A 7,059-nucleotide genomic window follows, 5' to 3' on the forward strand; every position below is an offset into this window, starting at 1 on the left:
TTGCAGCGGCGGCATCTGCCGTTGGTAATGCCAACTGCCCTCACGCAGGACGGCTCCGTCGGGAATCTCCATGCCGGCACCGGAGCCCTTGACCCGCGCTTCGCCGAGCAACAGCCCCTCGGCGGTGACGCGGTAGTCCTCCTCCCAGCGGATCTTCTCGATGGTGTGGGTCCAGGCCAGGGTGAAGGACGGCACGGGCAGCTCTGCCCACACCGCCCCTGCCATGCCCAGGCACAAGCCGATCATGTCGTTTGCGCCCTGGCGCGTCGGGCGCGCCAGAGGTGCTGGGCGACGAACACGGCGCTGAGGACGAAGCCCACCTCATCGCTGATGGGCGTGGCGAGGATCAGGCTGGCACCGGCGGCGAAACCCAGCCCACGTTCCCACCAGGCCAGACGGGCATTCAGGAAGCCGGTGAACACCGCCCCCCAGATGCCGATGGCCAGCACCGCCTTCGCCACTACGTACAGCGTCGCCAGCAGGCTGTCACCCTGCAGCATCAACGCCGGCGAATAGACCGCCATGTAGGGGACGACGAAGCCGGCCACGGCGATGCGCACGGCCCACAGGCTGATCTTCAGGCCGCGCTCCTTGGCGATGGGCGCCGCGGCGAAGCAGGCCAGGGCCACCGGTGGCGTGAGGTCGGCCATGATGCCGAAGTAGAAGACGAACATGTGCGAGACCACCAGCGGAACGCCCAGGTCCAGCAGGGCCGGGGCAGCGATCGAGCTGGTGATGATGTAGTTGGGAATGGTCGGGATGCCCATGCCCAGCACCAGGCAGGTCAGCATGGTGAGCACCAGCGACAGGAAGAGGTTGTCCTGACCGATGGCGAGGATGTAGCCGGCAAAGGTGGACGCCACCCCGGTCAGCGACACCACGCCGATGATCACGCCGACCAGGGCGCAGGCGATCCCCACCGGGACTGCATGGCGCGCACCCTCCACCAGAGCGTGCAGGCACAGGGTCAGCGTTTCGCGGCCGCCTTTGACGAACCAGCACGCCGCCACCAGCAGGCCGATGACGCCGAACACCACGCCGATACCGAGCTGGAAGAAGCCGGCGCAGAGCACGCCCAGGGCGATCCAGAAGGCGAAACGCAGCGCCTTGGACGAAACCCGCAGGATGATCGCCGAGCCGAGTATGACCATGGCCGTCAGCGCCAGGCCGACGGTGCCGGAGAACAGTGGCGTGCGGCCGGAGAACAGCAGGTAGATGAGGATCAGCAACGGGATCAGCAGGAACCAGCGCTCCCGCACCGCCTTCCAGGGGTTGGGGCACTCATCCTTCGGCAGGCCCCGCAGGTCCGCACGGCGGGCTTCGAGGTGCACCATCCAGAACACCGAGGCGAAGTACAGCAGCGCCGGAATCAGCGCCGCCTTGGCCACCTCGAAGAACGGCACGTTGATGGTCTCGGCCATGATGAAGGCCACGGCGCCCATGATCGGCGGCATGATCTGGCTGCCCATCGACGCGGTCGCCTCGACCCCGCCGGCGAAGGCCGGGCGATAGCCGAAGCGCTTCATCAGCGGAATGGTGAACTGGCCGGTGGTGACCACGTTGGCCACGCCGGAGCCGGTGATGGTTCCCATCAGGGCGGATGACACCACCGACACCTTGGCCGGCCCGCCGACCTTGTGGCCGAACAGACCCATCGCGAAATCGGTGAACAGCCGGATCATTCCGGCCTGCTCGAGAAAGGCCCCGAAGAGGATGAACAGGAAGATGTAGGTGGCCGAAACATAGGTCGGTGTGCCGTACAGGCCCTCGGTACCGAATGACAGCTGGTTGACGATCTGGTCCAGGCCGTAGCCCCGGTGCATCAGGTCCCCCGGCAGGTACTGGCCGAGCATGCCGTAGGCCAGGAACAGGGCGCAGATGATCGGCAAGGCGATGCCCATCACCCGCCGTGCGGCCTCGAACACCAGCAGGATCAGGGTCAGGCCGACGACCATGTCGCCGGTGGTCAGGTCCCCGGAGCGCTGGATCAGGTCCGCTTCGAACACCCATTGGTAGATCGCCGTGGCCATGCCGGCCAGGCCCAGCAGCCAGGCCAGCGGCTGCCAGGGGCGGCCCTTGCCGAGCCCCGGGTAGCTGATGAACACCAGCAGCAACAGGAAGCCGACGTGTACGGCACGCAGCACCTGGGTCGAGACAGGGTGAAAGGCGGCGGTGACGATCTGGAAGATGGAAAACAGCAGCGCCACGGCAAAAAGCGCCTTTGGCCAGTCGGAAGGACTGGCAGCCAGGCCATTGTCTTGTTCACTCATGGGGTGAAGCCTCATCACGACATCAATGCAAGAAGCAGAGGCCGGCACCGTAGCGCCGTGCCTCGGTCCGCGAGCGTTCCGGCCTGGGGCAATGCCGGAACGCTACGCGACGGGGAAGGCGGAGGGGCGGTAGCCCCCTGTCCGGGTGGGCTACAGGGCGCCCACTTCCTTGTAGTAGCGCTCGGCACCGGGGTGCAGGGGGATGGGCAGGTTCTGGGTGGCGTTCTCCAGGCTGATGTCCTTGGCAGCGGAATGGGCGTTGCCCAGGCGATCCAGGTTCTCGAACATCAGCTTGGTCATCTGGTAGGCCACCTCGTCCGACACACCGCTGTGGGTGACCAGGATGTTGGTGATGGCCACGGTGGGGACGTCGGCGTCCTGGCCGTCGTAGGTGCCCGCCGGGATGGTGGCCGCCTGATAGGCGGCGTTGTCGATCTTCGCCGTGACCTCCGGCGGGATGGCCACGAAGCGGATCTTCATGGTCGAAGCCAGGTCGCGGATCGCCGCCATGCCCAACCCGGAGGATTGCAGGGTGGCGTCGAGCTGGCGGTTCTTGATCAGCTCGACCGACTCGGCATAGGGAAGGAACTCCACCTTGCCCATGTCCTCGTAGGTCAGCCCGGCAGCCTTGAAGATGGCGCGGGCGTTGAGTTCGGTACCGGACTTCGGCGCGCCGACGGAAATGCGCTTGCCCTTCAGGTCCGCCAGCGAATGGATGCCCGACTCGGCGTTGGCAACGATCTGAATGTAGTTGGGGTAGGTCCCGGCGATGGCGCGGATCTTCTTCAGCGGAGCCTTGAAGCCGGCATCCTCCACGCCGTTCCAGGCGTCAGCGACGGAGTCGCCCAGCGCCAGGGCCAGTTCGCCGCGCCCGGCTTGCAGCAGGTTGAGGTTCTCCACCGATGCCTTGGTCGCCTGCACCGACGTTTTCGACCCGGCGATACCGTTGCTGTACAGCTGGGACAGCGCCACGCCGATCGGGTAGTACACGCCGCTGGTGCCGCCGGTCAGTACGTTGATGAAGGTGGGCGCAGCCAGTGCCGCAGTACTGGCCGTGAAGGCCGCGGCAGCAGCGAGCAGGCTGAGTTTCTTGGTCAGTCGCATGGACGTTTCTCCGTCGTTGTTGGATTTATGCAGAGCTACACGTTAGACGACGTCGGCCAGCCACGAGCAGGCGCGAACGTCACCCGCCGCGCAGGAACGCCGGTGCAGCTCACAACGAGGGACAAGGACCGCGGGAAGGCGGCGAAGGCAGGTCTCCGGCGTGTTGCCGGGGAGGGGCGTGTATACGCGTGCTGGCCTTTTGTCGTTGTTATGACTGCGGTATCGGCAGTATCGAGCGCGGTAACGCAGCCGATATTGCAGGTGCCGTGCCAGCCTTCGCAACGCCTGCAGCGCGGCCTGTGGGGTCAGTGGGAGGGGATTTGGTAAGCGGAAAACCGCCTATCCGGCTTATTGAGTAGGCATTAATCCGCTCATGTTGGGCGCCGCCAAATGCGACGGTGCCTGCCGGAGCGGTAGCGCCCGCGCAAGCCGGTGAGGAAGGGGCGGCCACAGCGCGCCCACCTCAACACGCGCAGACGGTGCCCCTTGACCGACGGCATCGACGTCTGCCCGCACCTCGTAGCGCGGGACTTCGGCACCCAGGTGGCCAACACTGTGGCCCGGCGCCTGGTCATGCCGCCCCAGCGGGTCGGCGGCCAGGCGCAGTTCATTCCAGCCCCGATGGCGCAGGCGTCGCGCAATGACCTGTCCACCCTGATGCACTGGGCCCGCCAGCACCTGTACGAGCCCCTGGAAGTGAGCCAACTGGCCCGCCGCGTGGCCTTCCGCAACGCCGTCGGGCTCCCGCCTTCGGCCTATCGGGAGCGCTTCGGTGCGGCGCATACGTCCTGATCGATGGCGCATGTCACGCCTTGAAAACCAAGCAAGCGCTCGGTAAGTTTTCCTGACTTTCGCCAGGGAGCTACGCCATGCCGGCCTGCCAGGAATACTTCGACCCATCCCATCAACTGGTGCGTGATTCGGTTCGCCGCTTCGTTGAGCGGGAAATCCTCCCCCACATCGACGACTGGGAAGAGGCCGAATCCTTCCCCCGCGAGCTCTACCTCAAGGCCGGTGCCGCCGGCATCCTCGGCATCGGCTACCCCGAGCAGTACGGCGGCAGCCACGAGGGCGACCTGTTCGCCAAGGTGGCCGCCAGCGAGGAGCTGATGCGCAGTGGCTCCGGCGGCCTGGTAGCCGGGCTGGGCTCCCTGGACATCGGCCTGCCCCCGCTGATCAAGTGGGGCCGCCCCGAACTGCGCGAGCGCATCGCCCCGCAGGTGCTGGCCGGCGAGAAGATCATGGCCCTGGCCATCACCGAGCCCTCCGGCGGCTCCGACGTGGCCAACCTCAAGACCCGCGCGGTGCGCGAAGGGGACTTCTACCGCGTCAACGGCAGCAAGACCTTCATCACCAGCGGCGTGCGCGCCGACTACTACACCGTGGCGGTGCGCACCGGCGGCGACGGCTTCGGCGGCGTCAGCCTGCTGCTGATCGAGAAGGGCACTCCCGGTTTCAGCGTCGGGCGCCAACTGAAGAAGATGGGCTGGTGGGCCTCCGACACTGCCGAGCTGTTCTTCGAGGACTGCCTCGTCCCGGTGGGCAACCTTATCGGCGTCGAGAACATGGGCTTCGCCTGCATCATGGCCAACTTCCAGTCCGAGCGGCTGGCCCTCGCCATCATGGCCAACATGACCGCCCAGATGGCCCTGGAAGAAGCCGAGCGCTGGGCCCGCGAGCGGCAAGCCTTCGGCAAGCCCATCGGCAAGTTCCAGGTGCTCAAGCATCGCCTGGCGGAAATGGCCACCCAGGTCGAGGTCTCACGAGAGTTCACCTACCGCCAGGCCGCGAAGATGGCCGCCGGCAAGAGCGTCATCAAGGAAATCTCCATGGCCAAGAACTTCGCCACCGACATGGCGGACCGGGTCACCTACGACGCCGTGCAACTGCTCGGTGGCATGGGCTACATGCGCGAGAGCCTGGTGGAGCGGCTCTACCGCGACAACCGCATCCTCTCCATCGGCGGCGGCTCGCGGGAAATCATGAACGAGATCATCAGCAAGCAGATGGGCCTCTGAGCCCACGTCCGGTGCCGCGAGGCACCGGGGCTCCACCCTCAGTGCATGAAGGCGCAGAGGCCTTTCAGCGCCCCATGCGCTCCAGGGCCTCGGTCGCCAGCACCCGAGTCAGCTCGCCCGCCGGCAGGTGCTTCGACAGCGCCGCCGCCTGGCCCGACCACAGCGACATGAAATCATCGGCACCCGCCGCCTCGGCCTTGGTCCGTAACGGGGCCAGCGCACCGCCCGCCAGCGGGAAGGCCGGCGCCAGGTCGCTCAACGGCCCCACCTCACGCATCACCCGATTGAGAATCCCCCGCGCCGGGCGCCCGGTGAACAGGTTGGTGATAGCCGTACTGTCGTCCCGGCTCTGCGCCAGCGCCTGGCGGTGCAGGGCGGGCAGGCGCGCCTCCGGTGTGAACAGGTAGGCCGTGCCCAACTGCACCGCTGCGGCCCCCAACGCGAAAGCCGCCGCGATGCCGCGCGCATCGGCGATGCCACCGGCCGCAATCACCGGCACCCGCACCGCATCCACCACCTGGGGCAGCAGCGCAAAGGTGCCCACCTGGGTGTCCACCCGCGTATCGAGGAACAGCCCGCGATGACCGCCGGCCTCCGCGCCCTGGGCAATGATCGCATCGCAACCCCGGGCCTCCAGCCAGCGCGCCTCGGCCACCGTGGTGGCCGACGAAATCACCTTCGCCCCGGTCGCCTTCACCCGCTCCACCAGCGCCGCCTCCGGCAGGCCGAAATGGAAGCTCACCACCTCCGGGCGCAACGCCTCCACCAGCTCGCAGAGTGCCTCATCGAACGGTGCACGGTTGGACAGCGGCACCGGCTCGGCCGGGTCCAGGCCGAGCTCCAGGTAGTAGGGCTCCAGGCGCTGCTTCCAGGCTGCCAGGCTGGCCTCATCCGGTACCGGCGCCGAGTGGGCGAAGAAGTTCAGGTTGATTGGCGCCGCAGTCCCTTCGCGAATCCGCCCGACCTCCTGGCGGATCTGCTCGGCACTCAACATCGCGCAGGGCAGCGAACCCAAGCCACCGGCCTGCGCCACCGCCACCACCATCTCCGCATAGGACGGCCCCGCCATCGGCGCCTGGATGATGGGCAGTTCGATGCCGAACAGATTTTGGATACGGGTATCGGGCCAACGGGACATGGCAGCGCTCCTGGCAGGGGAAAGGGCGACAGGATACTGCCAAATACAGCGCGGTAGAGCGGGCGGATTGCCGCGCTGCCGCCCAAGACGAACAAGGCCCCTTGCGGGGCCCTGTCGAAAGCGGGTGGTGTCAGTGCCAGTTGGCGGCGATTACCACCTCCAGTTGAGCCCGTTGCTCAGGCGTGAGGTTGGAGTTGCCCGCAGTCGGCGGCGCGAAGGCCGCCATGGCGTTGACCAGGTTCTGTACCTGGCTGTCGAGAAGGGTCTTGCCGTCAGCGGTCTTGATCGTCTCGACGTGGTTCGAGGCGCTGGCGTACCAGTTGCTGATGGTGACCTTGTCGTCGGAGCCAAGGACTGAGAGTTCCAGGTTGTTGCCGGTGCGTTGGAGCCAGAGGTCGGTGCTGTTGATGTCTTGGGTGAAGAGGAGGGTGTCGTTACCAGAGAGTTCGATGATGGTGTCCTGGCCGTCGCCGAGTTCGAAGAGGTAGGTGTCGCTGTTGAAGGTGCCAAGGAGCGTGTCGTTGCCCTT

The 7,059-nt window shown here is 66.6% G+C and carries 6 protein-coding genes and 1 pseudogene; 2 read left to right on the top strand and 5 right to left on the bottom strand.

Features of this window, described 5'->3' with window-relative positions; translation table 11 throughout:
• From A7D27_RS26300 to A7D27_RS26310, 3 genes are all read right to left on the bottom strand, one after another.
• Positions 1 to 246 (bottom strand): DUF1850 domain-containing protein (locus tag A7D27_RS26300; RefSeq protein WP_139134201.1); only part of this gene is annotated, 246 nt, incomplete at its 3' end.
• Positions 243 to 2,270, bottom strand: a complete 2,028-nt coding sequence (locus A7D27_RS26305; protein WP_069562543.1) for a TRAP transporter permease — start codon at positions 2,268 to 2,270, stop codon at positions 243 to 245. The genes A7D27_RS26305 and A7D27_RS26300, both read right to left, overlap by 4 nt.
• A gap of 150 nt (positions 2,271 to 2,420) precedes the next feature.
• Complete coding sequence (locus A7D27_RS26310) at positions 2,421 to 3,374, bottom strand: TAXI family TRAP transporter solute-binding subunit (protein ID WP_069562542.1); 954 nt, start codon at positions 3,372 to 3,374, stop codon at positions 2,421 to 2,423.
• Between the two features lie 495 nt (positions 3,375 to 3,869).
• On the opposite strand from A7D27_RS26310, the pseudogene A7D27_RS26320 reads away from it, so the two are divergent.
• Both A7D27_RS26320 and A7D27_RS26325 read left to right on the top strand, forming a co-directional pair.
• Positions 3,870 to 4,166 (top strand): annotated as a pseudogene (locus A7D27_RS26320) (AraC family transcriptional regulator); the annotation flags it as partial.
• 77 nt (positions 4,167 to 4,243) lie between these two features.
• A complete protein-coding gene (locus A7D27_RS26325; RefSeq protein ID WP_069566616.1) occupies positions 4,244 to 5,392 on the top strand; it encodes an acyl-CoA dehydrogenase family protein in 1,149 nt (382 codons plus the stop codon).
• A 64-nt stretch (positions 5,393 to 5,456) separates the two neighbouring features.
• On the opposite strand, the gene A7D27_RS26330 is transcribed toward A7D27_RS26325, so the two are convergent.
• Positions 5,457 to 6,530: a nitronate monooxygenase family protein gene (locus A7D27_RS26330; RefSeq protein WP_069566617.1), complete on the bottom strand. Its 1,074-nt coding sequence runs from the start codon at positions 6,528 to 6,530 to the stop codon at positions 5,457 to 5,459.
• Between the two features lie 130 nt (positions 6,531 to 6,660).
• Positions 6,661 to 7,059: calcium-binding protein (locus A7D27_RS26335; RefSeq protein WP_069566618.1), on the bottom strand; the 399-nt coding region annotated here is incomplete at its 5' end.

This window comes from Pseudomonas sp. 1D4, assembly GCF_001728925.1.
Lineage (GTDB): Bacteria > Pseudomonadota > Gammaproteobacteria > Pseudomonadales > Pseudomonadaceae > Metapseudomonas > Metapseudomonas otitidis.

Coding starts and splice junctions, on each gene's coding strand:
- A7D27_RS26325 (WP_069566616.1), top strand. CDS start 4,244: ATGCCGGCCTGCCAGGAATACTTCGACCCATCCCATCAACTGGTGCGT.
- A7D27_RS26310 (WP_069562542.1), bottom strand. CDS start 3,374: ATGCGACTGACCAAGAAACTCAGCCTGCTCGCTGCTGCCGCGGCCTTC.
- A7D27_RS26305 (WP_069562543.1), bottom strand. CDS start 2,270: ATGAGTGAACAAGACAATGGCCTGGCTGCCAGTCCTTCCGACTGGCCA.
- A7D27_RS26330 (WP_069566617.1), bottom strand. CDS start 6,530: ATGTCCCGTTGGCCCGATACCCGTATCCAAAATCTGTTCGGCATCGAA.